Annotated in this window: 19 protein-coding genes; 11 read left to right on the forward strand and 8 right to left on the reverse strand. The window is 72.2% G+C overall.

The window, feature by feature from the left end; all coding sequences use genetic code 11:
• Positions 1-34: 34 nt before the first annotated feature.
• Together DEJ51_RS11110 and DEJ51_RS11115 are read left to right on the forward strand one after the other, a co-directional pair.
• Entirely contained in the window at positions 35-595 is a 561-nt protein-coding gene (locus tag DEJ51_RS11110) for a CGNR zinc finger domain-containing protein (RefSeq protein ID WP_150257453.1), read from the forward strand.
• Positions 596-868: 273 nt separating this feature from the next.
• Positions 869-4,192 carry a S8 family serine peptidase gene (locus DEJ51_RS11115; RefSeq protein WP_150257454.1) on the forward strand — a complete coding sequence of 1,108 codons (3,324 nt, stop codon included), beginning with the start codon at positions 869-871 and terminating at the stop codon, positions 4,190-4,192.
• A gap of 84 nt (positions 4,193-4,276) precedes the next feature.
• Here the strand turns inward: DEJ51_RS11115 and DEJ51_RS11120 are convergent, their stop codons facing one another.
• A complete protein-coding gene (locus DEJ51_RS11120; protein WP_150257455.1) occupies positions 4,277-5,761 on the reverse strand; it encodes a M28 family metallopeptidase in 1,485 nt (494 codons plus the stop codon).
• Positions 5,762-6,022: 261 nt separating this feature from the next.
• On the opposite strand from DEJ51_RS11120, the gene DEJ51_RS11125 reads away from it, so the two are divergent.
• Positions 6,023-7,051: an aspartate-semialdehyde dehydrogenase gene (locus DEJ51_RS11125; protein WP_150257456.1), complete on the forward strand. Its 1,029-nt coding sequence runs from the start codon at positions 6,023-6,025 to the stop codon at positions 7,049-7,051.
• A gap of 58 nt (positions 7,052-7,109) precedes the next feature.
• Here DEJ51_RS11125 and DEJ51_RS11130 read toward each other — a convergent pair whose 3' ends face one another.
• Entirely contained in the window at positions 7,110-7,610 is a 501-nt protein-coding gene (locus DEJ51_RS11130; RefSeq protein WP_150257457.1) for a DUF1203 domain-containing protein, read from the reverse strand.
• A gap of 139 nt (positions 7,611-7,749) precedes the next feature.
• On the opposite strand from DEJ51_RS11130, the gene pepN reads away from it, so the two are divergent.
• Entirely contained in the window at positions 7,750-10,335 is a 2,586-nt protein-coding gene (pepN, locus tag DEJ51_RS11135; RefSeq protein ID WP_150257458.1) for an aminopeptidase N, read from the forward strand.
• A 115-nt stretch (positions 10,336-10,450) separates the two neighbouring features.
• Here pepN and DEJ51_RS11140 read toward each other — a convergent pair whose 3' ends face one another.
• The 3 genes from DEJ51_RS11140 to DEJ51_RS11150 are packed head-to-tail and all read right to left on the reverse strand — an operon-like array spanning position 10,451 to position 13,267.
• Positions 10,451-11,353: a LysR family transcriptional regulator gene (locus tag DEJ51_RS11140; protein WP_150257459.1), complete on the reverse strand. Its 903-nt coding sequence runs from the start codon at positions 11,351-11,353 to the stop codon at positions 10,451-10,453.
• Between the two features lie 10 nt (positions 11,354-11,363).
• Positions 11,364-12,284, reverse strand: coding sequence for a DMT family transporter (locus DEJ51_RS11145; protein WP_150257460.1), 921 nt, complete (start codon positions 12,282-12,284; stop codon positions 11,364-11,366).
• A 50-nt stretch (positions 12,285-12,334) separates the two neighbouring features.
• Positions 12,335-13,267 carry an EamA family transporter gene (locus tag DEJ51_RS11150; protein ID WP_150257461.1) on the reverse strand — a complete coding sequence of 311 codons (933 nt, stop codon included), beginning with the start codon at positions 13,265-13,267 and terminating at the stop codon, positions 12,335-12,337.
• Positions 13,268-13,431: 164 nt separating this feature from the next.
• On the opposite strand from DEJ51_RS11150, the gene DEJ51_RS11155 reads away from it, so the two are divergent.
• Positions 13,432-13,923: a MarR family winged helix-turn-helix transcriptional regulator gene (locus DEJ51_RS11155; protein WP_150257462.1), complete on the forward strand. Its 492-nt coding sequence runs from the start codon at positions 13,432-13,434 to the stop codon at positions 13,921-13,923.
• 109 nt (positions 13,924-14,032) lie between these two features.
• On the opposite strand, the gene DEJ51_RS11160 is transcribed toward DEJ51_RS11155, so the two are convergent.
• Positions 14,033-14,272 carry a hypothetical protein gene (locus DEJ51_RS11160; RefSeq protein WP_150257463.1) on the reverse strand — a complete coding sequence of 80 codons (240 nt, stop codon included), beginning with the start codon at positions 14,270-14,272 and terminating at the stop codon, positions 14,033-14,035.
• Between the two features lie 20 nt (positions 14,273-14,292).
• A complete protein-coding gene (locus tag DEJ51_RS11165; RefSeq protein WP_150257464.1) occupies positions 14,293-16,320 on the reverse strand; it encodes a 4-alpha-glucanotransferase in 2,028 nt (675 codons plus the stop codon).
• Between the two features lie 214 nt (positions 16,321-16,534).
• Here DEJ51_RS11165 and DEJ51_RS11170 point away from each other — a divergent pair, with 214 nt between their 5' ends.
• Positions 16,535-19,537: a beta-N-acetylglucosaminidase domain-containing protein gene (locus DEJ51_RS11170; protein WP_190620316.1), complete on the forward strand. Its 3,003-nt coding sequence runs from the start codon at positions 16,535-16,537 to the stop codon at positions 19,535-19,537.
• Between the two features lie 293 nt (positions 19,538-19,830).
• Here the strand turns inward: DEJ51_RS11170 and DEJ51_RS11175 are convergent, their stop codons facing one another.
• Positions 19,831-20,367 carry an HNH endonuclease gene (locus tag DEJ51_RS11175; RefSeq protein WP_030011969.1) on the reverse strand — a complete coding sequence of 179 codons (537 nt, stop codon included), beginning with the start codon at positions 20,365-20,367 and terminating at the stop codon, positions 19,831-19,833.
• 284 nt (positions 20,368-20,651) lie between these two features.
• On the opposite strand from DEJ51_RS11175, the gene DEJ51_RS11180 reads away from it, so the two are divergent.
• The 5 genes from DEJ51_RS11180 (at position 20,652) to DEJ51_RS11200 (ending at position 26,399) form a co-directional block, all read left to right on the forward strand.
• Positions 20,652-21,734: a mechanosensitive ion channel family protein gene (locus tag DEJ51_RS11180; RefSeq protein ID WP_223835757.1), complete on the forward strand. Its 1,083-nt coding sequence runs from the start codon at positions 20,652-20,654 to the stop codon at positions 21,732-21,734.
• 156 nt (positions 21,735-21,890) lie between these two features.
• Positions 21,891-23,120 carry an ROK family transcriptional regulator gene (locus DEJ51_RS11185; protein WP_150257466.1) on the forward strand — a complete coding sequence of 410 codons (1,230 nt, stop codon included), beginning with the start codon at positions 21,891-21,893 and terminating at the stop codon, positions 23,118-23,120.
• 144 nt (positions 23,121-23,264) lie between these two features.
• Complete coding sequence (locus tag DEJ51_RS11190; RefSeq protein ID WP_150257467.1) at positions 23,265-24,599, forward strand: ABC transporter substrate-binding protein; 1,335 nt, start codon at positions 23,265-23,267, stop codon at positions 24,597-24,599.
• Between the two features lie 67 nt (positions 24,600-24,666).
• The gene (locus tag DEJ51_RS11195; protein WP_150261828.1) at positions 24,667-25,548 is read left to right on the forward strand and encodes a carbohydrate ABC transporter permease; all 882 of its coding nucleotides are present in this window, start codon (positions 24,667-24,669) and stop codon (positions 25,546-25,548) included.
• Complete coding sequence (locus DEJ51_RS11200) at positions 25,545-26,399, forward strand: carbohydrate ABC transporter permease (protein WP_190620317.1); 855 nt, start codon at positions 25,545-25,547, stop codon at positions 26,397-26,399. Before DEJ51_RS11195 ends, DEJ51_RS11200 begins: the two co-directional genes overlap by 4 nt.
• Positions 26,400-26,401 lie beyond the last annotated feature (2 nt).

Raw genomic sequence — 26,401 nt, forward strand, 5'->3', positions numbered from 1 at the left:
TACCCTTGAGGGGTTAGCGAGCGAGGAGACGGACATGACGACGGCGGACCCACGGCCCCTGACCGGGGAGCCGGTCGCCCTCGACCTGCTGAACACCCGCTGGATGCGCGAGGGGAAGATCGTCGACCTCTTCGCGGGGGCCTTCGGGCTGAGCCGGGTCGAAGGGCTCGCGGTCTGGCTGGAGACCAACGGGCTGGCCGGCCGCTTCCGGGCCGACGCCGCGACCCTCGTCCATCTGATGACCGCGCGCGAGGCCCTGGCCCGCGTGGTGGCGGACCCCTCCGGCGAGAGCGCCCGCGCGCTGGTCGACGCCGTGCTGGAGCACGGCCGCATCCGCGCCACCCTGACTCCCGAAGGCCCGGGCGAGCGCGCCGAGTTCGACGACCCCACCTGGGGTCCGGCCTGGACGGCCGCCAGGAACTACCTGGAACTGCTGGGCTCCGCGCCCGAGCGGATCCGCAAGTGCGCCTCCGAGAGCTGCGTCCTGCACTTCCACGACACCTCGCGGAACGGCACCCGGCGCTGGTGTTCGATGTCCGCCTGCGGAAACCGGGCGAAGGCCTCGCGCCACTACGCGCGCACGCGCGAGCGCTGAGCGCGCGAAATCTGTCACACCGGCCCCGGGACGCGACCGCGTCCCGAGGCTGACACATGGCCGCCAAGTCGATAAATCGACCGATCGGCACCCTTGGTTCGCACCACTGTGCACCGGTACGGCCGCACTGGCGTGTTCTCCGCACTGGCGAGAGTCCGCCATGACAGGTCTCGGTCAATGACAACTCTCCCCAAAGAGCTGTCGCTTAGGCCAAGCTGACCGGTCATCCGGCACCGAAATCCGGACCGTATCTTTCACTTACCAGGGATGCTGATGACCCTCGAATCCCCCAGCTCCATATCCGGGGCCAGACGCGTCGCGCGCGTCGCGGCCGCGGCCGGCCTGGTCGCGGCCCTCGCCGCCACCGGCGCCGGGCCCGTCTTCGCGGCGACCGGCGCGGACACCCCGGGTACCGCACCCGCGGTCAAGTCCGCCGACCAGAAGCTCGGTTCGGCCGACGCCGAACTCCTGCAGCAGGCCAAGGCCAAGGGTGACGCGAACGTCACCGTCATGGTCGCGACCACCCCCGGCCAGACCAAGCAGGTGGCGGACCAGCTCGGTTCGGTCCAGGGCGCCTCGGTGGGCCGGACGTACGACAACCTCGGTTACGTGCGTGCCACCCTGCCCACCGGCAAGGCGGATGCCGCGCTGAAGGCGGCCGCCAAGCTGTCCTCGGTGCACGGCATCGACCTGCGGCACGAGATCCAGCTTCCGGACCCGCGCCCCGAGGCCGACCGGTCGACCGGCGCGGTCAAGAAGACCGCCGCCGAGACCTACGCGGCGCCGGACAAGAACACCCCCGCGAAGAACCCGTACAACCCGTCCTTCGAGACCGGCGCGGTCGACTTCGTGAAGGACAACCCGCAGGCCGACGGCCGCGGCGTGACCATCGGCATCATGGACTCGGGCATCGACCTCGGTCACCCGGCCCTGCAGAAGACCACCACCGGCGAGCGCAAGATCGTCGACTGGGTCACGGCGACCGACCCGATCACGGACAACGACGCCACCTGGCGCCCGCAGATCACCCCGGTCACCTCCAGCGGCGGCAGCTTCACCGCGGGCGGCCAGAGCTGGAAGGCCCCGGAGGGCAGCTTCCAGTGGAGCCGCTTCACCGAGTCGATCACCGCCACCGGCGACATGGCGGGCGACGTCAACCGCGACGGTGACACCACCGACCGGTTCGGCCTGCTCTACGACGCCGCCGCCGGCACCGTCCGCGTCGACACCGACCAGGACGGCGACTTCACGAACAACGAGCCGATGAAGCCGTACAAGGACGGCTACCAGATCGGCTACTTCGGCACGGACAACCCGGCGACCGACGTCGCCGAGCGCATCCCGTTCGTGATCGAGATCCGCAAGGACGTCCCGATGGACCCGCTGGGCGGTGACTGGGTCGGCAAGAAGGCCGACTTCGTCAACGTCGGCATCATCGAGTCGGAGCACGGCACGCACGTCGCCGGCATCACCGCCGCCAACAGCCTCTTCGGCGGCCAGATGAACGGCGAGGCGCCCGGCGCCAAGCTCGTCTCCTCGCGCGCCTGCTCGTGGTCCGGCGGCTGCACCAACGTCGCGCTGACCGAGGGCATGATCGACCTCGTCGTCAACCGCGGCGTGGACATCGTCAACATGTCCATCGGCGGCCTGCCGGCGCTGAACGACGGCAACAACGCGCGCTCCGAGCTCTACAAGAACCTCATCGACACCTACGGCGTCCAGCTGGTCATCTCGGCCGGCAACTCGGGCCCGGGCGTCAACACCATCGGCGACCCCGCCCTCGCGGACAAGGTCATCTCCGTGGGCGCGTCGGTCTCCAAGGAGACCTGGGCCGCCAACTACGGCTCCGGTGTGAGCACGAAGTACAACATGTTCCCCTTCTCCTCGCGCGGTCCGCGTGAGGACGGCGGCTTCACGCCGACCATCAGCGCCCCCGGCGCGGCCATCAACACCATCCAGACCTGGCTGCCCGGCGCCCCGGTGAAGGAGGCCGGCTACACCCTGCCGGCCGGTTACGGCATGCTGCAGGGCACCTCGATGGCCTCGCCGCAGGCGGCGGGCGCGAGCGCCCTGCTGATCTCGGCCGCCAAGCAGCACAACATCAAGCTGACGCCGTCCTCCCTGCGGGTCGCGCTCACCACCTCCGCCAAGAAGATCGACGGCGTTCCCGCGCACGCGCAGGGTTCGGGTCTGATCGACATCCCCGGCGCGTGGGAGTCCGTCCAGCGCGACGCGAAGGCCAACGAGTTCACCGTCCAGGCGCCGGTCGACACCGCGATCGACCAGTTCCTGAAGACCCCGGGCTCCGGCACCGGCCTGTACGACCGTGAGGGCGGCCTCAAGGTCGGCCAGAAGAAGGTCTACAACGTCGTCGTCACCCGCACCACGGGCGTCAAGTACGGCACCCGGCACGACCTGAGCTGGCGCAACAACGACGGCACCTTCAAGGTCGTCGGCGGCTACGACTACGTCACCCTGCCGCTGAACAAGCCCGTCACCATCAAGGTCGAGGCCAACGCCAAGACGGCCGGCGTCCACAGCGGCATCCTGCAGCTGGACGACGAGACCACCGAGGGCATCGACAAGCAGATCCTGACGACCGTCGTGGCTTCCGCCCCCCTGGCCGCGCCGTCGTTCGCCCTGTCGCAGTCCTCCACCGTGCAGCGCAACTCTCACAAGTCGTACTTCGTGACCGTTCCGCCGGGCGCCAAGAGCCTGGAGGTCGCGCTGAGCGGTCTCGCGGCCGGCGCCCAGACGCGCTTCATCGCGATCCACCCGTACGGCACGCCGGTCGACCCGACGGCCACGACCAACTGCTACCCGAACTACGACAACCCGGCCAACACCTGCCGCCCCGACGTGCGCTCGTACCCCGAGCCGACGCCGGGCGTCTGGGAGATCGAGGTCGAGGCCCGTCGTACGTCGCCGGTCCTGGACAACCCGTTCAAGCTGGACGTCTCCGTGCTCGGCGCGGCCTTCGACCCCGCGGTCAAGGTCCTGCCCGAGGTGAAGCAGGGCACCCCCGCCCCGGTCCAGTGGAGCGTCAAGAACGCCGGCGCGGCCATCTCCGGCGGCAAGCTCGTCGGCGGTCCGCTCGGTTCGGCGAAGGTCGCCAAGCCGACCATCGCGCCCGGTGAGACCCAGTCCACCGAGATCGCGGTCCCCGCGGGCACCTCGCGCCTCGACGTCGCGATCGGCAAGGTGTCCGACACCGCCGCCGACCTCGACCTGGAGGTCTACAAGGACGGCGTGAAGGTCGGCTCGGCCGCCGACGGCGACTCCGAGGAGGCCGTGAGCCTGGTGAACCCGGCCGCGGGCACCTACACCGTCAAGGTGATCGGCTACGCGATCCCGTCCGGCTCCACCACGTACGACTACCGTGACGTGTTCTTCTCGGCCGCCCTGGGCTCCGTCCAGGTCGACGACGCCGCCGCGGTGAACCTCGCCACCGGCGCCACCGCGCAGGTCTCGGCGAACGTCCTGGTCACCAGCGCGGCCCCCGAGGGCCGTCAGTTCTTCGGCCAGGTCCAGCTGCTCAACGCCCGCGGCACCGCCGCCGGCACCGGCAGCGTGCAGATCGAGAAGGTCCTCCCGTAGGACCCCGCAGCGGGAAACCCGAGGGGGCGGCGCTCTGACGAGCACCGCCCCCTCGGGCCGTTCCCCCGGGTCGTTCCCGCGCGCCTACCGCGCGCCGAGCGAGCGCAGCGACTCGGCGTAGGTGCCGACCGCGTGCGCGATCACGTCCAGGTTGGTGTCGAAGGCCAACAGGTCGAGGTTCTTCAGGGTGTCCCCCGCCCCGTGGTAGTTCGGGTCGTACGGGGCCCCGGCCGTGCCGCCGTGGCGCGCCGCCTGCTCGGCGGTCTTGACCCCCTCCGCGCCGGTGAAGGTGCCGCCCGCCGGGATCCCGTTCGCGATGAACGGGCCGTAGTCGGAGCGGCCGTCGAAGTCACTGCCCTCGTGAGGCTTGCCCTTCCGGTCGAGGAAGCCGTTGATGAGCGCCTCGATCTGGGCGGAGCCCGCCGGTCCCGCGCCCGCGCCCGTCTTATCGGAGTCGTCCCCGTCGTAGACGAACTGCACCGGGTTCGGCGAGGCGATCATGTCGAAGTTCAGGTAGAGCGCGATGTCCTTCTTCTGCTTCTCGGACAGCTGCGCGACGTAGTGCTCCGAGCCGAGCAGGCCCAGCTCCTCCGCCGACCACCAGCCGAAGCGCACCTTGTTGGCGGGCCCCCTGCCCTTCTTGTTGGCGCCCTCGTCCGCGAGCTTCAGGGCCACCTCCAGCAGCCCGGCCGAACCGGAGCCGTTGTCGTTGATGCCCGGGCCCTCGGGCACCGAGTCCAGGTGGGCCCCCACGGTCACCACCCGGTCGGAGCGGCCGCCGCGGGTCTCGGCGATCACGTTGCGGGTGGTCTTCTTCACGTGTTCCTGGTCCAGCTCCAGCCGCACGCTCACCTCGCCCTTCGCGGCGGCCGCGGTCAGCGCCTCGCCGTCGGCCAGCGTGATGCCGGCGCTCGGGATGAGCCCCTCGGCGGGCGAGGAGAACCCGCCGCGCACCGGGGCGGTTCCGCTGTGGTTGTAGACGATCACGCCGAGCGCGCCGGCTTCGGCGGCGGCCCGCTGCTTCTCCACGAAGGTGCACGCGCCCCGCTTGACCAGGGCGATCTTCCCGGCGAAGGTGCCGGCCGGGTAGTCGTCGGCCGTGCAGCCGGGGGTCTCGTCGACCCGGGCCGGGGCGAGCGGCGCGGTCAGGCCGCCGGCCGGGGTGGACCTCGTGAAGGTGAAGGCGGTGGTGGCCAGCTCGCGGGGGTTCTCGCCGAGGACGGTGGTCTTCTCCGTCCTGGTGTGCGCCTCGTGGAAGTCGAAGTCCTGGTACGAGACCTGGTACCCGGCCTTCTTCAGCGTGTCGTACACGTAGGAGGCGGAGGCCGCGTGGCCCGGCGTGCCGGCGGCGCGGTTGCCGCCGTTGGCGTCGGCGATCTGCTGGAACTTCTTCAGGTGGCGGTAGGCGCCCCGGGCGGTGACCTCCTCCACCAGCTCCTTGGCCAGCCTGCCCTCGCGCGGGTGGGCGGCCGCCGGGGTGGCGGTCAGCAGGACGGGTGCGGCGACGGCGGCGGCCGCGAGGGCGGCGAGCGCCGGTATGGACCGGCGGCGGTGGCGGATGGCGCCCACGGTGGATCTCCCCGAATTCGGTGGTTCGTTCTGCGGTCGGTCATGTCCGGATAGCGGTCATGACAGATCGGACGCTAACCGGCTCCGACCAGGCAAAACGGGTGTTCAGGGGCCCCGCAACACGCCTGCCACGAACTCGCCACAGGGGTTCACATTCAGGACACCGTCCGTACCTCGGACAATGGATTGGACAAGGCTCGTGGGGTCGAACGCATGATGGCTTCACGCGCGCCCGCGTCGTACGTACCAAGAGGAGTCACCGTGAGGGTCGGAATCGTCGGAGCCACCGGACAGGTCGGCGGAGTCATGCGCAGCATCCTCGCCGAGCGGAAGTTCCCGGTGGACGAGCTGCGGCTGTTCGCCTCGGCCCGTTCCGCGGGCTCCACCCTCGAATGGGAGGGCCGGGAGATCACCATCGAGGACGCCTCCACGGCCGACTACGCGGGCCTGGACATCGTGCTCTTCTCCGCGGGCGGCGCCACCTCCCGGGCGCTGGCCGAAAAGGTCGCCTCCCAGGGCGCCGTCGTGATCGACAACTCCTCCGCCTGGCGCAGCCACCCGGAGGTCCCCCTCGTGGTCTCCGAGGTCAACCCGCACGCGATCAAGAACCGCCCCAAGGGCATCATCGCGAACCCGAACTGCACCACCATGGCCGCGATGCCGGTGCTGCGCCCGCTGCACGACGAGGCCGGCCTGACCGCGCTGATCGCCACCACCTACCAGGCCGTCTCCGGCTCGGGCCTGGCCGGTGTGGCCGAGCTCAAGGGCCAGGCCTGCGCGGTCTCCGAGGCCGCCGACCAGCTGACCTTCGACGGTGACGCGGTGGAGTTCCCCGAGCCCGCCGTCTACAAGCGCCCCATCGCCTACAACGTGGTCCCGCTCGCGGGCAACCTGGTCGACGACGGCTCCTTCGAGACCGACGAGGAGCAGAAGCTCCGCAACGAGTCCCGCAAGATCCTGGAGATCCCCGGGCTCAAGGTCTCCGGCACCTGCGTGCGCGTGCCGGTCTTCGCCGGTCACTCCCTGCAGGTCAACGCCCGCTTCGCGAACCCGATCAGCGTCGAGCGCGCCTACGAGCTGCTCAAGGACGCCCCCGGCGTCGAGCTCTCCGAGATCCCGACGCCCCTGCAGGCGGCGGGCAAGGACGCCTCGTACGTGGGCCGCATCCGCTCCGACGAGACGGTGGAGAACGGCCTCGCGCTGTTCCTCTCCAACGACAACCTGCGCAAGGGCGCGGCCCTGAACGCGGTGCAGATCGCCGAGCTCGTGGCCGAGGAGCTGCGCGGCTGATCCCGCACCGGCAGGACCGGGAGGGCGGGCGCCGCACGGCGCCCGCCCTCCCGCCGTGTCAGGGCCGGCGCACCTCGAACTGGAAGCAGCCGAACTCGGCGAAGCGCAGGTGTACGAGGGCCACTTGGGGATCGGCGAAGGCCTCCGCGAGGGCCCGCTCGATCACCCCGTCCGGATCCTCCCCGAGGTCCAGTACCCGCCCTCCGAGGATGTGCCCGCGGGCGTCGTACCGCCGGGCCGTGCGCTGCACCCCGGCCCGGGCGAAGGGGTATCCGGCGCCGCCCGCGGGCCCGCCGCAGTCCTCGGCGTGGACGAAGACGGGCCCCTGCTCGTCGTAGGCGCCGGGATCGGCTCCGGTGCGCGCCGCCCAGCGGCGCAGCGGGGCGTAGGAGACGAGGGCGATCCGCTCACCCGCCCTGCTGGTGCGCAGGCAGCACCGCAGTGGTGCCCCGCCCTCCCCGTCGGTGTACGGGACGGGTCCCCGTCCCGCGTCGTCGCGCACGCGGAGCTCCTGGAGCGCCGCCTCCTCGATGGGCATCGCCCGGTATCTGCTGGTCATGCCCACCAGCGTGCCGAGGCGGGGCGCCGGTGTCCGGCAGGTTTGCGACCTCGCGTTCGCTCGTGGATTACTCCGGAGCGGCGGCGCTGTCCGGATGGCAGGATGGCCGGGCAACGTCACCATCGAAGGAGATGAACGCGTGCCAGGCACGAATCTCACCCGTGAAGAGGCTCAGCAGCGGGCCAAGCTGCTGACCGTCGACTCCTACGAGATCGAACTCGATCTCAGTGGCGCGCAGGAGGGTGGCACCTACCCGTCCGTGACCACCGTGCGCTTCCAGTCGGCCGAGGCCGGGGGCGAGACTTTCATCGACCTGGTCGCTCCGGCCGTGCACGAGGTCGTCCTCAACGGCACCTCCCTGGACGTCGCCGCCGTCTTCCACGACTCCCGGATCGCGCTGAAGCACCTGGCGGCCGGGGCCAACGAGCTCCGTGTCGTCGCGGACTGCGCGTACACCAACACCGGTGAGGGCCTCCACCGCTTCGTCGACCCGGTCGACCAGCAGGCCTATCTCTACACCCAGTTCGAGGTGCCGGACGCGCGGCGGGTCTTCGCCAGCTTCGAGCAGCCCGACCTGAAGGCCACGTTCCAGTTCACCGTGACGGCCCCCGAGGGCTGGACGGTCATCTCGAACTCACCGACGCCGGAGGCCGCGGACGTCAAGGACAACGTCTGGCGCTTCGAGCCGACCCCGCGCATCTCCTCGTACATCACCGCGCTGATCGTCGGCCCGTACCACGCGGTGCACAGCTCCTACGAGGGCAAGGACGGCCAGTCCGTGCCGCTCGGCATCTACTGCCGGCCCTCGCTCGCCGAGTTCCTCGACGCGGACGAGATCTTCGACGTCACCCGGCAGGGCTTCGACTGGTTCCAGGAGAAGTTCGCCTACGACTACCCGTTCGCCAAGTACGACCAGCTCTTCGTGCCGGAGTTCAACGCGGGCGCGATGGAGAACGCGGGCGCGGTGACCATCCGCGACCAGTACGTCTTCCGCTCGAAGGTGACGGACGCGGCGTACGAGGTGCGCGCGGAGACCATCCTCCACGAGCTCGCCCACATGTGGTTCGGCGACCTCGTCACCATGGAGTGGTGGAACGACCTGTGGCTGAACGAGTCGTTCGCCACCTACACCTCCATCGCGTGCCAGGCGTACGCGGAGGGCTCGAAGTGGCCGCACGCGTGGACCACCTTCGCCAACTCCATGAAGACCTGGGCGTACCGGCAGGACCAGCTGCCGTCCACGCACCCGATCATGGCCGACATCCGTGACCTCGACGACGTCATGGTCAACTTCGACGGCATCACGTACGCCAAGGGCGCCTCGGTGCTCAAGCAGCTCGTCGCCTACGTCGGCATGGACGCCTTCTTCAAGGGCGTGCAGGCGTACTTCAAGGCGCACGCCTTCGGCAACACGCGCCTGTCGGACCTGCTGGGCGCCCTGGAGGAGACCTCGGGCCGCGACCTGACCGCCTGGTCGAAGGCGTGGCTGGAGACGGCCGGCATCAACGTGCTGCGCCCGGAGGTCACCACCGACGCGAACGGCGTGATCACCGCATTCGGCATCCGCCAGGAGGCGCCCGCGCTGCCCGCCGGCGCCCAGGGCGAGTCCACGCTGCGCCCGCACCGCATCGCGGTCGGCCTGTACGAGCTCCAGGACGGCGCCCTCGTGCGCACCGACCGGATCGAGCTGGACATCGACGGCGCCCTGACCACGGTGCCGGAGCTGGTCGGCCGCACCCGTCCGGCGGTCTTCCTGCTGAACGACGACGACCTGTCCTACGCGAAGGTCCGTCTGGACGAGGAGTCCCTCGCCACCGTCACCGCGCACATCGGCGACTTCGCGGAGTCCCTGCCGCGTGCCCTGTGCTGGGCCTCGGCCTGGGACATGACGCGTGACGGCGAGCTCGCCACCCGCGACTACCTCGCGCTGGTGCTGTCGGGCATCGGCAAGGAGTCCGACATCGGCGTGGTGCAGTCGCTGCACCGGCAGGTGAAGCTGGCCATCGACCTGTACGCCGACCCGGCGTGGCGGGAGCAGGGCCTGGCGGCCTGGACCGAGGCCACCCTGGAGCACCTGCGCGGCGCCGAGCCTGCGGGCGACCACCAGCTGGCGTGGGCTCGGGCCTTCGCGGCCAGTGCCCGCACCGAGGGGCAGCTGACCTACCTGTCGGCGCTGCTGGACGGCACGGCGGAGATCGAGGGCCTGGCCGTCGACACCGAGCTGCGCTGGACGTTCCTGGAGCGGCTCGTCGCGACGGGTGTCGCCGGGGAGCCGGCCATCGCGGCCGAGCTGGAGCGGGACGCCACCGCGGCGGGTGAACGCCACGCGGCGACCGCCCGGGCCGCGCGGCCGACGGCGGAGGCCAAGGCCGAGGCGTGGGCCTCGGTGGTGGAGTCCGGCGACCTGCCGAACGCGGTGCAGGAGGCCGTGATCGGCGGCTTCGTCCAGACCGACCAGCGCGAGCTGCTGGCCCCGTACACCGGGAAGTTCTTCTCGGTGGTCAAGGAGGTCTGGGAGACCCGCAGCCACGAGATCGCCCAGCAGATCGCGGTGGGCCTCTACCCGGCGCTGCAGGTCTCGCAGGAGACGCTGGACGCGACGGACGCGTGGCTGGCCTCGGCCGAGCCGAACGCGGCCCTGCGCCGCCTGGTCTCGGAGTCCCGCGCGGGCGTCGAGCGCGCGCTGAAGGCCCAGGCCGCCGACGCCGCTGCCGCTCAGGTCTGAGGGCTCGCACCGTAGCCGGGGCTCCGCCCCGGACCCCGCGCCTCAAACGCCGGCGAGGCTGAAATCCAGCCCGCCCGGCGTTTGAGGACCGGCTCCGCCCAGCGGCCGGGCGGGGTCACCGCCGGGCCGAGGCCACCTCGCGCAAGGCCGCCAGGACGTGGGACAGCGCGGGAGCGGACTCGGCTCCGCGGCGGACCGCCGCGATCACGTGCCGGGTCGGGCGGTCCCGCGACAGCACCCGGACGGCCACGCCCGAGGCGCGGCTCGACACCATCCGGGGAACCAGCGCCACGCCCATCCCCGCCTCGACCATGGCCAGGATGGCCGTCCAGCCCGAGGCCGAGTGGGCCTGTTCGGGGACGAAGCCCGCCGCCTCGCACGCGCCCCGGGCGATCTCCGACCACGGACCGCTGCCCCCGTAGATCCACGCGTCCCCGGACAGGTCCGCCAGCCGCAGCTCCGCCGTGTCCCGCAGGGGGTGCCCCGGCGGGAGCGCCACGTCCAGCGGGTCCTCCATCAGCGTGACGCGCGTGTACCGCCGGTCCCGCGCGGTCGGGGCATGGGCGGCGAGGGACAGCGCCAGGTCCACGCCCCCGGCCGAGAGGAGCTCGTAGGCCTCCGCGGCCTCCGTCTCGCGGACCCGGACCTCCACCCCGGGGTGGGTCCGCCGCAGTTCGGCCACCGCCGGGACCACCAGCGCGGGCACGGCGGTGGAGAAGGCCCCCACCCGTACCTCCCCCGCGTCCCCGGCCAGGTATCCGGCCAGTTCCGCGTCGGCCCGCTCCAGCTGCGCGAAGACCGCCTCCGTGTGCCGCAGGACGAGGTGGGCCGCGTCGGTGAGCCGCACCCGGCGCCCCTCGGCCTCCAGCAGTACCACGCCCAGTTGCCGGGCCAGGTTCGTCAGTTGCTGCGAAACGGCCGAGGGCGTCATGTGCAGCGCCTCGGCCGTTCTGGTCACGGTCCCCTGTTCGGCGAGGGTCCGCAGGATCCGCAGCTTCTTGATGTCCCACTCGGTCATGGGCCCGAACCTACCGCCGGGCACTCCCCAGCCCGACTCCGCCGAGGATGAGCGCCATGCAGAGCAGCTGCGCCGGTCCGGTCCGCTCGCCCAGCAGCAGGAAGCCGAGTCCGGCCACGCACACCGGCTGGAGGTAGTAGACGACTCCCGCGCGGGCCGCCCCGATCACCGAGACGGCCCTGTTCCAGGCGAAGAAGGCGACGGCCGAGGAGAACACCCCGACGTACAGCAGCGGTCCGACGGTCCCGGTGGTGACCTCGAAGCCGCCCTGGACGGCTACGGAGACGGCGTAGGCGGGTGCCAGCATCAGCGCGCCGAGCACGAAGGTGGTGATCAGGAAGGCGAGTCCGCCGAGTTCGGCGGGCTTGCGCCTCAGCAGGGCGCTGTACGTGGCGAAGGAGAGGGCGGCGGCGAACATCCACAGGTCTCCGGCGCCGAAGTCGAAGCCGATCGAGCCGTCCCCGACGAGCAGCAGCACCCCGAGGGCGGCGAGCAGGATGCCGAAGGTCCGCCGGGCTCCGAGCCGTTCGCCGCCGAGGCGGGCGTAGAGCGCCATGATCACGGGCGAGGCGGCCATGATCATGCCCATGTTGGAGGCGGAGGTGGTCAGTCCGGCCTGGTGCACGAGCGTGTTGTAGAGGGCGACGCCGAACAGCGAGGCGAGGGCGACGAAGCCGAGGTGCCGCCGGATCAGGGCCCGCTGCTGCCAGGCCTGGCGGGCGGCGAAGGGGGCGACGGCGAGCAGGGCGACGATCCAGCGCCAGAAGACCGCCTGGACGGGTGGGACGGTCTCGGCCATGCCCCGGGTGGCGACGAAGCTGCCGGACCAGACGACCGTCGCGAGCAGGGCCAGGAGCACGCCGATCCCGGCGGCACCCTTCCTCGTGGTGCTGCCGGGATCGGCTTGCGAGACGGTACGGACGCGGTCCATGACGGCCACTGTGGGTCTGCTCCTCGGGGTGGGCTGGTGGTACGTGGGACCTACCGTCGCACCGCCCCATCCGTCAGGTCCATCGAAATGTTCTGATCGTTCTTTTCAGGAGAACTGAACGGTTTGGGGGTGCGCGCGGCCGCCAGCTGCCCGGCGACGGTGGCTCCGAAAGCGATCGCCATCCCGACGAGCTGTACCGGCGACAGCGCCTGACCGAGGGCGGCCCAGCCGATGACGGCGGCGGTGAGCGGGGAGAGCGGGCCGAGCAGGGTGACCGAGGTGGCGCTGAGGGCGCCGATGCCGCGGAACCAGAGCCAGTACGCGATTCCGGTGTTGATCAGCATCATGTAGCCGTAGCCGAGGAGGGCCTTGCCGTCGAGGGCGGGCGGGGCGCCTTCCACGAGGGCGGCGACGGGGATGATGAACAGCCCGCCCGCGGTGAGCTGCCACCCGGTCATCGCCAGCGGGCCCACACCCTCGGGGCGGCCCCAGCGCTTGGTCATCACGGTGCCGGCGCCCATGGAGGCGGAGGAGACCACACCGGCGAGGATGCCGACCGCATCGAGCCGGGCCTCGGCGGTCAGGACGACCATGCTCACGCCGAACGCCCCGACGACGGCGGCCAGTACGGTGCGCAGGCTCGCCCGCTCCCCGAGCAGGAGCGCGGCCAGCCCCACGACGAACAGCGGGCCGGCGGCGCCCAGGACGGCCGCGACCCCGCCGGGGAGCCGGTAGGCGGAGAGGAACAGCAGGGGGAAGAAGGCGCCGATGTTGAGGATGCCGAGCACGGCGGACTTCCACCACCACTGACCCTTCGGCAGGGTGCGGGCCAGGGCGGTCAGCAGCAGTCCGGCGGGCAGGGCCCGCATGACCCCGGTGAACAGCGGCCGGTCGGGCGGCAGCAGTTCGGTGGCCACGGCGTAGGTGGAGCCCCAGGAGACGGGGGCGAGTGCGGTCAGGGCGACGGTGGCTAAACGCTTCATGGCGGGTGGCTCCTGGATCGGACGAGGGGAAGCGGGCGGGAGGTCCGGCGTTCCGGCGCGGCCTCTCCCCCGAACTCGACTGCTGATAAGTAGCTTACCGCTAAGCTACTTATCGTCAAGCAACTTTCTTGCGAGCAGTCTCGGGGAAGCCGGATACTGCACGCATGAGTGACGACAAGGACGCCGTGGACGCGATCACGGCCCAGTGGTTCGCCGTGCGCCCCGATCTCGAAACGGCTCCCATGGCCGTCTTCGGACGCATCTACCGGATCGCCAAGGGCATGGGCGACGCGATCGAGCAGTGCTACGCGCGCTATGGCATCTCGCGCGGCGAGTTCGACGTCGTGGCGACGCTGCGCCGGTCGGGCGAGCCGTACACGCTCTCGCCCCGGCAGCTGTCGGCCACCCTCATGCTCACCACGGGCGGCATGACCGGGCGTCTGGACAAGCTGGAGAAGGCCGGACTGCTCTGCCGCAAGCCCGATCCGCACGACCGGCGGGGGCTCCAGGTGACGATCACCGACCGCGGCCTGGCCCTCGTCGACGAGGCCGTCGGCGCCGGTCTGGAAGTACAGCGTGCCGCGCTCACCGGGCTGAGCGACGAAGAGGTCGGCGTGCTCACCGGCCTGCTCCGCCGGCTCCTGGCCGCCGTCTGAGGACACGACAAGGCGCCGGGGGGCGTCGCACGGCCGAATCGAATCGGCGGTGCGGACCCCCGGCGCCCGGGAAGGTCTGCCGGTCCCGGCCCCGTGGGGCCGGGCCGGATCAGGCCTGCTTCTGCTTGCGGTCCGACTTGTCGAGGACCATCACGAGACCGATGATGCCCAGGAAGATCACCAGGGGCAGGGCCACGTACAGGCCGACCGTCTCGCCGATGCTCAGGCCCGGACCCGGGTCGTCACCGTCGTCGCGGGTGAGCGCGAGGGCGGGAGACGTCATCAGCAGCATCATCAGCGCGGTTCCGGCCGTGACGGCGCCGGCGCGCAGAGCGTTCTTCTTGTCCACGGTGCAAACGTAGCGAACACCTAAACGGGGCGCGCGCCCGGGGGTGCCGTACGAGGTCGCACGCCCTCCCCCACCGCGCTCAGCAGGGCGTTCGCCCGGGGCGAGGACACCAGTTCCTCCAGCGTCAGGGGCCTGCCCGAGGCATCGGCGACCGGCAGCCGCCAGTTGGGGTACTGGTCCCAGGTGCCCGGCAGGTTCTGCGGCCGCCGGTCCCCCACCGCGTCCGGCAGCCACACGCCGACCAGCCGCGCGGGGGTGCGCAGCAGGAAGGCGTACAGGGCCCGTACGGCGGCCTCCTCGCCCTTGGTGTCCAGCCCCAGCCCGTCCAGCAGCTCCAGCCACTCGGCGGTGTCGGCGGCGTCCTCGGCGCGCTCCAGCTCGGCCGGGCGGGTCAGCAGGCCGAGCCGGTCGCGCAGTTCCACATGGCCCCCGGCGAGCTTGGCGGCCGTGGGCGGCAGGTCGTGCGTGGTGACGGTGGCCAGGCAGTCGGCCCGCCAGGCCTGCGGGGCCAGCGGGTCCCCGCCGCCGTCCCAGTCCCGCTCGAACCAGAGCACCGAGGTGCCGAGCACCCCGCGCCGGGCCAGTTCCCGGCGGACCCGCGGCTCCACCGTCCCGAGGTCCTCGCCGATGACCAGCGCGCCCGCCCGGTGGGCCTCCAGGACCAGGATCGCCAGCATGGCCTCGCCGTCGTAGCTGACGTACGCCCCCTCCGCGGGCGGGGTCCCCTCCGGGATCCACCAGAGCCGGAACAGCCCCATCACGTGGTCGATCCGCAGGGCGCCCGCGTAGCGGAACACCCCGCGCAGCAAGGAGCGGAAGGGGGCGTAGCCGGTGGCGGCCAGCACGTCGGGGCGCCACGGGGGCAGCCCCCAGTCCTGGCCGCGCGCGTTGAAGGCGTCCGGCGGCGCGCCGACCGAGATGTACCGGGCGTAGCAGGACGATCCCCAGACGTCGGAGCCCTGCGGGTGCACCCCGACGGCGAGGTCGTGGACGATGCCGACCGTCATGCCGGCCTCGCGCGCGGCCCGCTGCGCGGCGGCGAGCTGGCCGTCCGTCAGCCAGACCAGCCAGCGGTGGAAATCGCTGCGCTCCTTCGGGTCCTCCTCCCCCGCCTGCCCGGCGCACCAGACGGCGTGCACGTCCAGCGGAGCGCCCTGTTCGGCGCGGAACGCCTGGTAGGCGGCTTCGCGTTCGGGCGTGCGCGGTACGGCGTACAGCAGCTCCAGGGCCGCTCGCTTGAGTTCCCAGACGGCGTCGCGGTCGATCAGCGCCCCCTTCTCCAGGACCTGGCGGCGCAGTTCGCCGCCCCGTGCGGCGAGCTCGTCGAGAGCGGCGCGGTCGGGGCAGTCGGCGTACTCGGGGACGTCCTCGATCCGCAGGTGGACCGGGTCCGGGAAGCGCCGCGAGGACGGCCGGTACGGGGACGGGTCGGTCGGGTCCCCGGGCACGGCCGCGTGCAGCGGGTTGACCTGGATGAACCCGGCGCCGTGGGTACGGCCCGCCCAGCGCGCGAGCTCCGCGAGGTCGCCGAGGTCACCCATGCCCCAGGAACGCCCGGAAAGCAGGGAGTAGAGCTGGACGAGCAGCCCGTGGGCCCGCTCGGGCGCGGCCGGAGCCCGCTCCGGGGCGACGACCAGGGTGGCCTCGGCGCTGCGCCCGTCCGGCGCCTCCGCGATGAGCCGGTGGACGCCCAACGGCAGAGCGGGGCCCCACGCGAGCTCCTCCCCCGTCTCCTCGGCCACCACCCGCACCCGGGTGCCCGGGGGCAGCCCGGCGGGCTCCGGAGCCATCCGTTCCCCCTGCCAGAGCACCACCGTGGGCGGCAGCAGCCGCCCGGCCGCCTCCCGGGCGGCGGACTCGGCGCACACCCGGATGCTCTCCGCGTCGTCGGTGACCACCCCCAGCAGCCCGAGGACCGCCTTGACGGTGGTCTCCGGCACCGGGACGGTGACGTCGGCGGCGGGCCGGTAGTCGGTGGCGACGCCGTACTGGGCAGCGAGCCGGGCCAGGTCGTCCATCTGCGGGCGCTCCTTCGTGCGTGCGGGCATCGGGGCATGAGGATGAGTCAGAAGACTGGGGCACAAGGGTGGTTCACGAGGGTGGGACGCCGCCGGGGAACAACGCGTCCATACCCACTCGGAGGCACCGCATTCCTGTCGCATCCGGGGCAGATCACCCACCCGCATTGACACTCCAGCCGCACGGATGGTGGGCTCAGGCTCATTCGTACGAGTGGGGGATGTTTCGGGACGGGGAGGCTCCGTGCAGCTCAGGGGTAGGAGGCGGAACACCGCTGCCGCTGTGGCGGTGATCGGCACGCTGCTGGGCGGCGCCGTGTCCTCCGCGCCGCCCGGGACCTTCGCGGCGCCCACCACACCGGACCGGCCCGCGCCCGGAGCGGGCCCCGGAGCGACCCCCGTGACGGCCGTGGCCGGGCCGGTGCTCGACCCGGGTGCCGATACGCCTCGCACGGCCTCCGAGGGGCCCGCCGTGTGGCCCCGGCCGCAGTCGATGGCCGCCGATCCGGCACGCGAGCTGCAGCTGGGCACCGAGGCCGTACTCGTCGCGGCGCCCGACGCCGACCCGTACGCGGTCGCGGTGGTGCGCGACGCCCTGCGCGAGGCGGGCGTACGGACCGTGCGCGAGCAGGCCCCCGGCGCCCCCCTGCCCGCACGGGGCACCGTCGTAAGGCTCCAGGACGCGGACGCGGAGCAGGCGCTGCGGGCGCTGGGCGCGGCCGCGCCGTCGGACCTCCCGGCCGGGGGCTACCGGCTGGCCGCGGGCCGCCATGCCGGACGGGACACGATCGCGCTGGCCGGCATGGGCGCGGAAGGACTCTTCCACGCGGCTCAGACGCTGCGCCAGCTCCTCGCCACGGGCGGCGGGAAGATGCCCGGCGTCCTGGTGCGCGACTGGCCGGCCGCACCGGTACGCGGAATCACCGAGGGCTTCTACGGGCAGCCGTGGACCCGGGAACAGCGCCTCGCCCAGCTGGACTTCATGGGCCGCACCAAGCAGAACCGGCTGCTCATAGCGCCCGGCGACGACCCGTACCGCACGACGGCCTGGCGCCAGGACTACCCGCAGGAGCAGCAGGCGGAGTTCCGCGCGCTGGCCGAACGGGCCCGCGCCAACCAGGTCGTCCTGGCCTGGGCGGTGACCCCCGGGCAGTCGATGTGCCTGTCCTCCGAGGCGGACCGGGCGGCACTGGCGCGCAAGCTCGACGCGATGTGGGACCTCGGCTTCCGGGCCTTCCAGGTGCAGTTCCAGGACGTCAGCTACTCCGAGTGGGGCTGCAAGGCCGACCGGGAGCGCTACGGGAAGGGGCCGGCGGCGGCCGCGAAGGCGCACGCGGAGGTCGCGGGCGGACTGGCCTCGCACCTGGCCACCCGGTATCCGGGAGCACCCGCGCTGTCGCTGCTGCCGACGGAGTACTACCAGGAAGGGGCCACGACCTACCGGACGGCCCTGGCGGGTGCACTGGACCCGCGGGTGGAGGTGGCCTGGACGGGCGTCGGCGTGGTGCCGCGCACCATCACGGGCAAGGAGCTGGCCGGGGCGCGCTCCGCCCTGGGACACCCGCTGATCACCATGGACAACTACCCGGTGAACGACTGGGATCCGGGCCGGATCTTCCTCGGCCCGTACGCCGGCCGCGAGCCGGCGGTGGCGGGCGGTTCGGCGGCACTGCTGGCCAACGCGATGCCGCAGGGCACCCTGTCGCGGATCCCGCTCTTCACGGCGGCGGACTTCGCGTGGAATCCGCGCGGCTACCGGCCCGGCGAGTCCTGGGCGGCGGCGGTGCGGGAGCTGACGGGCTCCGACCCGCGCACGCGCCAGGCCGTGGCGGCGCTCGCCGGGAACACCGCGTCGTCCGGGCTCAAGCAGGAGGAGTCGGCGTACCTGAAGCCGCTGGTCGAGCAGTTCTGGAAGGCCCGCGCCGCGGGCGATCCGGCGGCCGGGACCGAGCTGCGCAAGGCGTTCACGGTCCTGCGGGAAGCCAAGGACCGGCTGCCCGCCCTGGCCGGCGAGGCGGGTCCCTGGCTGGACCGCCTGGCGCGCTACGGGACGGCGGGCGAGCTGGCGGTGGACGTCCTGCAGGCCCAGGCCCGCGGGGACGGGACGGCCGCGTGGCAGGCCTCCCGCGCCCTGGCCGAGGTCCGGGCGGCGCTGGCGCAGCCGGGACCGGCCCGGGTGGACAAGGCCGTCCTGGACCCGTTCCTGACCAAGGCGGTGGCCGAGGCCGACGCCTGGACCGGTGTCAGCCGGCAGACCGGCACGGTGACGAAGGAGGCCGAGGCCTGGACCGTACGGCTGGACGCCCCGCGCCCGGTGTCGGCGGTGACCGTGATGACCGACCCGCTTCCGGCGGGGGCGCGGGGCGCCGTGGTGGAGGCGCACGTACCGGGCGAGGGCTGGCGCAAGATCGCCGGCGCCGCGGCCTCGGGCTGGACCCAGGTGGAGACGCCGGGGCTGAGCGCGGACGCGGTGCGGCTGTCCTGGGCCGGGGCCGGGTCCGCGCCCAAGGTGCACCAGGTGGTGCCGTGGTTCGGGGACGGGCCGCGGGCCCGCTTCGAGCTCGCCGGCGGGGCCGCGGCCGACGCCGAGATCGGCGGAGCCGCGCAGAAACTCTCGGCGGAGCTGTCCGCGCTGGGTCCGGGCGAGGTCCGCGGCCCGCTGTCGGCGCGGCCGCCGGCGGGCATCGAGGTCCGCCTTCCGCAGACGGCGGTGGCCCCGCGGGGCGGCCAGGTGTCGATCCCGCTGGAGATCAACGTCGCCCCGGGCACCCCGCCGGGCACCTACCAGGTGCCGGTGACCTTCGACGGGGAGTCGCGCAACCTGACGGTGCGGGCGGTGCCCCGGACCGGCGGAGCGGATCTGCTGCGGACCGCGCGGGCGTCCTCCTCGGCGAACGAGACCCCCGACTTCCCGGCCTCGGCGGCGGTGGACGGCTCCCCGGCCACCCGCTGGTCGTCACCGGCGGTGGACGGCGCGTGGTGGCGGGCGGAACTGGCCGCCCCGGCCCGGGTGGGCCGGCTGGAACTGCACTGGCAGGACGCGCACCCGTCGGCCTACCGGGTGGAGACCTCCGCGGACGGGGTGACCTGGCGCCCGGCGGCGGCCGTGGCGGCCTCCAAGGGCGGCCGCGAGTCGCTCCGGATGGACGCGCCGGACACCCGCTTCCTGCGGATCACGTGCGACACCCGCGCGACGCGGTACGGCTGCTCCCTCTGGTCGGCGGAGGCCTACGCGGTCACCCCGTAGCCCCCGCCCACCCCGCCGACGTTCGAGGGCGGCGCCCAACCCAGCCCCGTCGGCACATGACCACCGGCCCCGGGGCAGCGCCCAACCCAGCCCCGCCGGCGTTCGAGGCGCGGGCCCCGGGGCGGCACCCAACCCAGCCCCGCCGGCGTTTGAGGCGCGGGCCCCGGGGCGGCACCCAACCCAGCCCCGCCGGCGTTTGAGGCGCGGGGTCCGGGGCGGCGCCCCGGGAAGCCGGGCCGCAGGTCCACCACGACGGGAGCAACCCCGCAGGGGACCGGCGGCCCAGCCGACAGCTACCCGGCCGCGACCCCGATCCGCTCCAGCGCGTCCTCGGCCCCGTACGGCTGGAGATACGGCATCCACCGCGGATCCCGGTGCCCCGTGCCGATGATCCGCCACGCCAGCCCGGACGGCGGGGCCGGCTGGTGGCGCAGCCGCCAGCCGAGCTCCAGCAGGTGCCGGTCGGCCTTGACGTGGTTGCAGCGGCGGCAGGCGGCGACGACGTTGTCCCACGCGTGCTGACCGCCCCGGCTGCGCGGGATGACATGGTCGACGCTGGTGGCGACGGCACCGCAGTACATGCAGCGACCGCCGTCCCGCGCGAACAGGGCGCGCCGGGTGAGTGGAACGGGCCCCCGGTAGGGGACCCGCACGAAGCGCTTGAGCCGTACCACGCTGGGCGCGGGGACGACCCTTGTCGCGCTGTGCAGATAGGCGCCGGATTCCTCCAGGGAGACTGCTTTGTTCTCCAGGACGAGGACGAGCGCGCGGCGGAGCGGTACGACGCCGAGGGGCTCGTACGACGCGTTGAGGACCAGGACGTGCGGCACGGACTGCCTCCTTGTACGTCGGCGGCGCGTGGCTCGCGCCGGGACGATCTGCTCTCCAGTCTCTCCTTACGGCTGGTCGAAACGCCACCACTCGCCCGTAACGGGTCCGAGGTGTTTTCAACCACAGTCAGTCATCCCCAGGTGAGTCTGGTCTCTCCCTCGAACACGGCACCAAGGTGAAGGGATTGCCCCGTTAGTGTGGTTGGTCTGTCCCGCATGTCCCCGGATCCGTCCGGGGGTCCCCCGGTTCCGCGGGCAGACCGCTAGACCTGGAGGTTCCCGTCGTGCCCTGGCCCGCCGCCCTGCTGCCACTGGCAGCCGACGTTCCGGACGCGCCCGCATCGGTCAAGGAGGCGCAGGAGAGCGTCACCGAGGCCGCCAGCTTCATCGAGCAGAACTGGGCCACCTGGCTGAGCATCGGTCTGCGGATCCTGCTGATCGTCGTGATAGCGGCGGTGATCCGCTCGGCGGTCCGCAAGGCCCTGACCAAGCTCATAACCCGGATGAACACCAGCGCCGAGGCGGTGGAGGGCACCGCTCTGGGCGGGCTGCTGGTCAATGCGGAGCGGCGGCGCCAGCGTTCGGAGGCGATCGGCTCGGTGCTCCGGTCGGTGGCCTCGTTCCTGATCCTCGGTACGGCCGCGCTCATGGTCCTGGCCGCGCTGAAGATCGATCTGGCCCCGCTGCTGGCGAGTGCCGGTGTGGCCGGTGTGGCGATCGGTTTCGGTGCCAGGAACCTGGTGACGGACTTCCTGTCCGGCGTCTTCATGATCATGGAGGACCAGTACGGCGTCGGCGACAAGATCGACGCGGGTGTGGCCTCGGGCGAGGTCATCGAGGTCGGGCTGCGCGTGACCAAGCTGCGCGGGGACAACGGCGAGATCTGGTACGTGCGCAACGGCGAGATCAAGCGGATCGGCAACCTCAGCCAGGGCTGGGCGACCGCCGGGGTGGACGTCCAGGTCAGGCCCTCGGAGAACCTGTCCCGGATCCGCGAGGTGGTCAAGCAGGTCGCCGACGCCATGGCCAAGGAGTCCCCGTGGGACGAGCGCCTGTGGGGTCCGGTGGAGGTCCTGGGCCTGGACGAGGTGCTGCTCGCCTCGATGACCGTGAAGGTGTCCGCCAAGACCATGCCCGGCCAGCAGTTCGCGGTGGAGCGGGAGCTGCGCTGGCGGATCAAGGAGGCCTTCGACGCCGCGGGCATCCGGATCATCGGCGGCGTTCCGGCCGCGGAGGAGGACGAGGAGGCCCCGGCGGACCCCTCGGCCTCGGTCGCCGCGCCGTCCGCCCTCGCCAACCCGGCCTCACCGCAGTCGCTGGCCACCGCCCCGATCCCGCCGCCGGCCGGCCCCCGGATCACCAAGTAGCCGTACGCCGCACGGGCCCCGCTCGCCCGTGACGCCCCCGCTGCCCCGCAGGTCGTTCGTGAAACGACACAGCCTGCGGGGCAGCGGCATTGACACACTTCAGCAGGTGATAGGAAACTTACCTAACAGATCACCTCGGTGAGGGAGAGCCGCTCGATGCCCGCCGCCACGCCCGGAACGCCCAGCCTGTTGCGCGCCATGAACGACCGGGCCGCACTCGAACTCCTGCTGACGCACGGCCCGCTGTCCCGGACCCGCATCGGGCACCTGACCGGGCTGTCCAAGCCCACCGCCTCCCAGCTGCTCGCCCGCCTCGAAGCGGTCGGGCTGGTCGTGGCCACCGGCACGGACGGCGGCCGTCCCGGCCCCAGCGCCCAGCTCTACGCGATCAACCCCCGGGCCGCCTACGTCGGCGGTCTCGACGTCACCCCGGAGCGGGTGCTGGCGGCCGTCGCCGACCTCACCGGCACGGTGGTCGCCACCCACGAGGTCCCCTACACCGAGGGCGCGGAAGCCGTCGACCAGGTGACCGAGGCCCTCGGCGAGGCGGTCAAGGCGGCCGGACTGACCCGCACCGACCTGAGCCGGGTGGTCATCGGCACACCGGGCGCCTTCGACCCCCAGACGGGTCGCCTGCGCTACGCCAGCCACCTCCCCGGCTGGCACTCCCCCACCCTGCTGGAGGAGCTGGCGGCGGCCCTGCCGATGCCCGTCGAATACGAGAACGACGTCAACCTCGCCGCCGTCGCCGAACAGCGGCTCGGCGCCGCCCGCGGCCACGAGGACTTCGTCCTGTTGTGGAACGAGGAGGGCCTGGGCGCCGCCCTGGTCCTGGGCGGCCGGCTGCACCGCGGCTGGACCGGCGGCGCCGGCGAGGTGGGCTTCCTGCCCGTGCCGGGCCGGCCCCTGGTCCGGCAGGTCACCCGGGCCAACTCCGGCGGGTACCAGGAGCTGGCCGGTGTGGAGGGACTGCCCCGGCTCGCCGCCGAACTGGGCGTGGAACCGGCGGACGCCCCCGGTGCGCCCGGGGCTCCCGGAGCACCGCACGGGCCGGAGGTCGCCGCCGCGGTCGCCCTGCTCACGCGGGCCGCCGCCGCCCCGGAGGGAGCGCACCTGCGGTTCCTGCAGGCGTACGCGACCGCGCTGGCCACCGGTCTCGCCTCGGTCGTCGCCGTGCTGGACCCGGAGATCGTGGTCCTGTCCGGGGCGGCGATCAGCGCGGGCGGCGAGCCGCTGCGCGCGCTGCTGGAGGCCGAACTCGCGGAACTGGCCCCGTCCCGGCCCCGGCTGGTCCCCGGCGAGGTCCGGGAGCGGCCCGTCCTGCACGGCGCACTGGAGAGCGCGCTGGCCGCCACCCGGGACGAGGTGTTCGACACCTCGGGCTGACCGCCCGGCGCCCGCCGTCGCACTCCTCCCCGTACCCCGGCACCCCCACACGGCACGCCCGCACACCCGCGCACCCCGCACGCCCCACCGCCACACCCACCGGCACCCCCCACGGAAGTTCCTCCAGAGAGAGCGAGCCCCGCCATGCCCAGAACCGGACGCCTGACCACCGCGACCGCCGTCCTCGCCGCGATATCCGCCCTCGCCACGGCCTGTACGGGCCAGGGCGCGGACACCGCCTCCGACGATCCGAAGGCGGACGTCACCCTCACCTTCTGGCACGGCTGGTCCGCGCCGGGCGAGGCCAAGGCGATCGAGGACAACATCGCCCGGTTCGAGAAGGCGCATCCGAACATCAAGGTCCAGGTCACCGGCAACATGACCGACGACAAGATCAACCAGGCGCTGCGGGCGGGCGGGGACAAGGCTCCCGACGTGGTCTCCTCCTTCACCACCGACAGCGTGGGCAAGTTCTGCAACTCCCGCGCCTTCGCCGACCTGAACCCCTTCCTCGCGAAGTCCGGGATGGACAAGACGAAGGTCTTCCCCAAGACCCTCCTGGAGTACACGGAGTTCGAGGGCAACCAGTGCACGCTGCCGCTGCTGCACGACGCGTACGGCCTCGTCTACGACAAGACCGCCTTCGCGGCCGCCGGAATCACCGAGCCCCCGAAGACGTGGAGCCAGTTCGCCGAGGTCGCGCAGAAGCTCACCACGCCCAAGGGCGACTCGTACGAACGGGTCGGCCTGATGCCCACCTTCCACGGCTACGAGACCACCCCGATGCGGCTCGCCGCCCAGTGGAGCCCCACCTACTTCACCCCCGACGGCAGGTCCGGGCTCGCCGCTGACCCGGCCTTCGCGAAGATGCTGACCGCGCAGAAGGACCTGGTGGGCAAGCTCGGCGGCTACGAGAAGCTGGAGCGGTTCCGCAGCACCTTCGGGGACGAGTGGAGCTCCGAGCACCCCTTCCACACCGGCCAGGTGGTCATGCAGATCGACGGCGAATGGCGGGCCGCGATGGCGAAGGAGGCCGGCGTCACGTTCGAGATCGGCACCGCGCCGCTGCCCGTCCCCGACGAGCAGGCCGCCGACTACGGCAAGGGCTACCTCTCCGGCACGATCATGGGCATCGCCGCGGGGAGCAGGAAGCAGAACGCCGCCTGGGAGCTGGTCAAGTACATGACCACCGACACCGAGGCGGTGGTGGCCTTCGCCAACGCCATCCACAACATCCCGTCCACGTTCGCCGCCCTGGAGTCCCCGGACCTCCAGGTGACCCCGGAGTCCAAGACCTTCCTCGACATCGCCCGGCACCCGAAGTCCAGCACCACCCCGGCCAAGGCCGACGGCGGCACCTACCAGCTGACCTTCACGGACTTCGCGTACGCCGTCGAGAAGGGCGACGTCGGCGACATCCCGGCCGGTCTCGCCAAGACCGACCGGCAGATCGACACGGACATCGCGAAGGCGAAGTAGCACGGTGACCGGCGCCCACCCCCTGCGGTCGAAGCGGCGGCGCTCCGCCCTGCGGACCGCGGCCTTCATGTCCCCCTGGCTGATCGGCTTCGCCGTCTTCTTCCTCTACCCGCTGCTGTCCACCCTGTACTTCTCCTTCACCCGGTACGACGGCTTCCGGCAGCCGGCCTTCAACGGCCTGGACAACTGGAGCTACGTCTTCACGGACTATCCGCTCTTCTGGCCGGCCATGCGCAACACTCTGTGGCTGGTCCTGGTGATGGTGACCTGCCGGGTCGCCTTCGGCCTCGGCATCGGCCTGCTCATCACGAAGATCAAGACCGGGGCCGGGGTCTTCCGGACCCTGTTCTACCTGCCCTACCTGGCCCCGCCGGTCGCCGCGACCCTCGCCTTCGTCTTCCTGCTCAACCCCGGCACCGGCCCCGTCGCCACCCTGCTGGAAGCGGTGGGGCTGCCCAGCCCCGGCTGGTTCACCGACGCCGACTGGTCCAAGCCGGGCCTGACCGCCCTCGCCCTGTGGGGGGTGGGCGACCTGATGGTCATCTTCATGGCCGCGCTGCTCGACGTACCGAAGGAGCAGTACGAGGCCGCGGAGCTGGACGGGGCCGGCGCCTGGGCGCGGTTCCGGCACATCACCCTTCCCAACATCGCGCCGATCATCATGTTCGCCGTGGTCACCGGGGTCATCCAGGCCATGCAGTACTACGCCCAGCCGCTGGTGGCGGGGAAGGTCGCGGCCGGGGTGATCGGCGGCTCGGGACAGCAGTTCGAGCCGGGCTATCCCGACAAGTCCACCCTGACGCTCCCCCAGCTCGTCTACAACCTCGGGTTCCAGCGCTTCGACTACGGCACCGCGTGTGTCGTCGCGCTCGTCCTGTTCTCCCTCTCCATGGCCTTCACCGCGCTCCTGATGCGGCGCCGTGGCGGTCTGATCGGAGCGGATCGATGAGCAGCGCACACGCCGGCCGCAGATCCTCCAGGGCGGCCCTGCACTGGGTCGGGGTGCACGCGCTGGGTGTGGCCGCCGCCCTCTTCTTCGTCCTCCCCTTCGTCTTCCTCCTGCTCACCTCCCTGATGGGCGACCGGCAGGCACTGACCCGCGACCTGTGGCCGGACACCTGGGAATGGGGCAACTACGCGAAGGTGTGGCACACCCCGGGCTTTCTGACCTGGTGGCGCAACACGCTCCTGTACGCCGGACTCGGCACCCTGTTGACCGTGGTCTCCTCCGTGCCCGTCGCGTACGCGCTCGCCAAGTTCCGCTTCCGCGGGCGGCGGCTCGCGCTGCTCCTCGTGATCGCCATGATGATGCTGCCGCCGCAGGTGGTGGTCATCCCCATGTACCTGTTCTGGGCCAGGCAGCTCGACCTGTCGGGCACCCTGTGGCCACTGATCGTCCCGATGGCCTTCGGCGACGCCTTCTCCGTCTTCCTGCTCCGCCAGTTCCTGCTGACCATCCCCGACGAGTACCTGGACGCCGCCCGCGTCGACGGCTGCGGCGAGATACGCACCCTGCTGCGCGTGGTCCTGCCGATGGCCCGGCCCGGCATCGCGGCCGTCGCGCTCTTCCAGTTCTTCTGCGCCTGGAACGACTACTTCGGCCCGCAGATCTACGCCTCGGACAACCCCGCCGCCTGGACCCTCAGTTACGGACTGGAGTCCTTCAAGGGGGCGCACCACACCAACTGGAACCTGACCATGGCCGCGACCGTACTGGTCATGGCCCCGGTGATCGTCCTCTTCTTCTTCGCTCAGAAGGCGTTCGTCGAGGGAGTCACCCTGACCGGCGTGAAAGGCTGACG

The organism is Streptomyces venezuelae, assembly GCF_008642275.1.
Classification (GTDB): Bacteria; Actinomycetota; Actinomycetes; order Streptomycetales; family Streptomycetaceae; genus Streptomyces; species Streptomyces venezuelae_E.

Coding starts and splice junctions, on each gene's coding strand:
- DEJ51_RS11110 (WP_150257453.1), top strand. CDS start 35: ATGACGACGGCGGACCCACGGCCCCTGACCGGGGAGCCGGTCGCCCTC.
- DEJ51_RS11115 (WP_150257454.1), top strand. CDS start 869: ATGACCCTCGAATCCCCCAGCTCCATATCCGGGGCCAGACGCGTCGCG.
- DEJ51_RS11130 (WP_150257457.1), bottom strand. CDS start 7,610: ATGACCAGCAGATACCGGGCGATGCCCATCGAGGAGGCGGCGCTCCAG.
- DEJ51_RS11140 (WP_150257459.1), bottom strand. CDS start 11,353: ATGACCGAGTGGGACATCAAGAAGCTGCGGATCCTGCGGACCCTCGCC.
- DEJ51_RS11145 (WP_150257460.1), bottom strand. CDS start 12,284: ATGGACCGCGTCCGTACCGTCTCGCAAGCCGATCCCGGCAGCACCACG.
- DEJ51_RS11150 (WP_150257461.1), bottom strand. CDS start 13,267: ATGAAGCGTTTAGCCACCGTCGCCCTGACCGCACTCGCCCCCGTCTCC.
- DEJ51_RS11155 (WP_150257462.1), top strand. CDS start 13,432: ATGAGTGACGACAAGGACGCCGTGGACGCGATCACGGCCCAGTGGTTC.
- DEJ51_RS11165 (WP_150257464.1), bottom strand. CDS start 16,320: ATGCCCGCACGCACGAAGGAGCGCCCGCAGATGGACGACCTGGCCCGG.
- DEJ51_RS11185 (WP_150257466.1), top strand. CDS start 21,891: ATGCCCGCCGCCACGCCCGGAACGCCCAGCCTGTTGCGCGCCATGAAC.
- DEJ51_RS11190 (WP_150257467.1), top strand. CDS start 23,265: ATGCCCAGAACCGGACGCCTGACCACCGCGACCGCCGTCCTCGCCGCG.
- DEJ51_RS11195 (WP_150261828.1), top strand. CDS start 24,667: ATGTCCCCCTGGCTGATCGGCTTCGCCGTCTTCTTCCTCTACCCGCTG.
- DEJ51_RS11200 (WP_190620317.1), top strand. CDS start 25,545: ATGAGCAGCGCACACGCCGGCCGCAGATCCTCCAGGGCGGCCCTGCAC.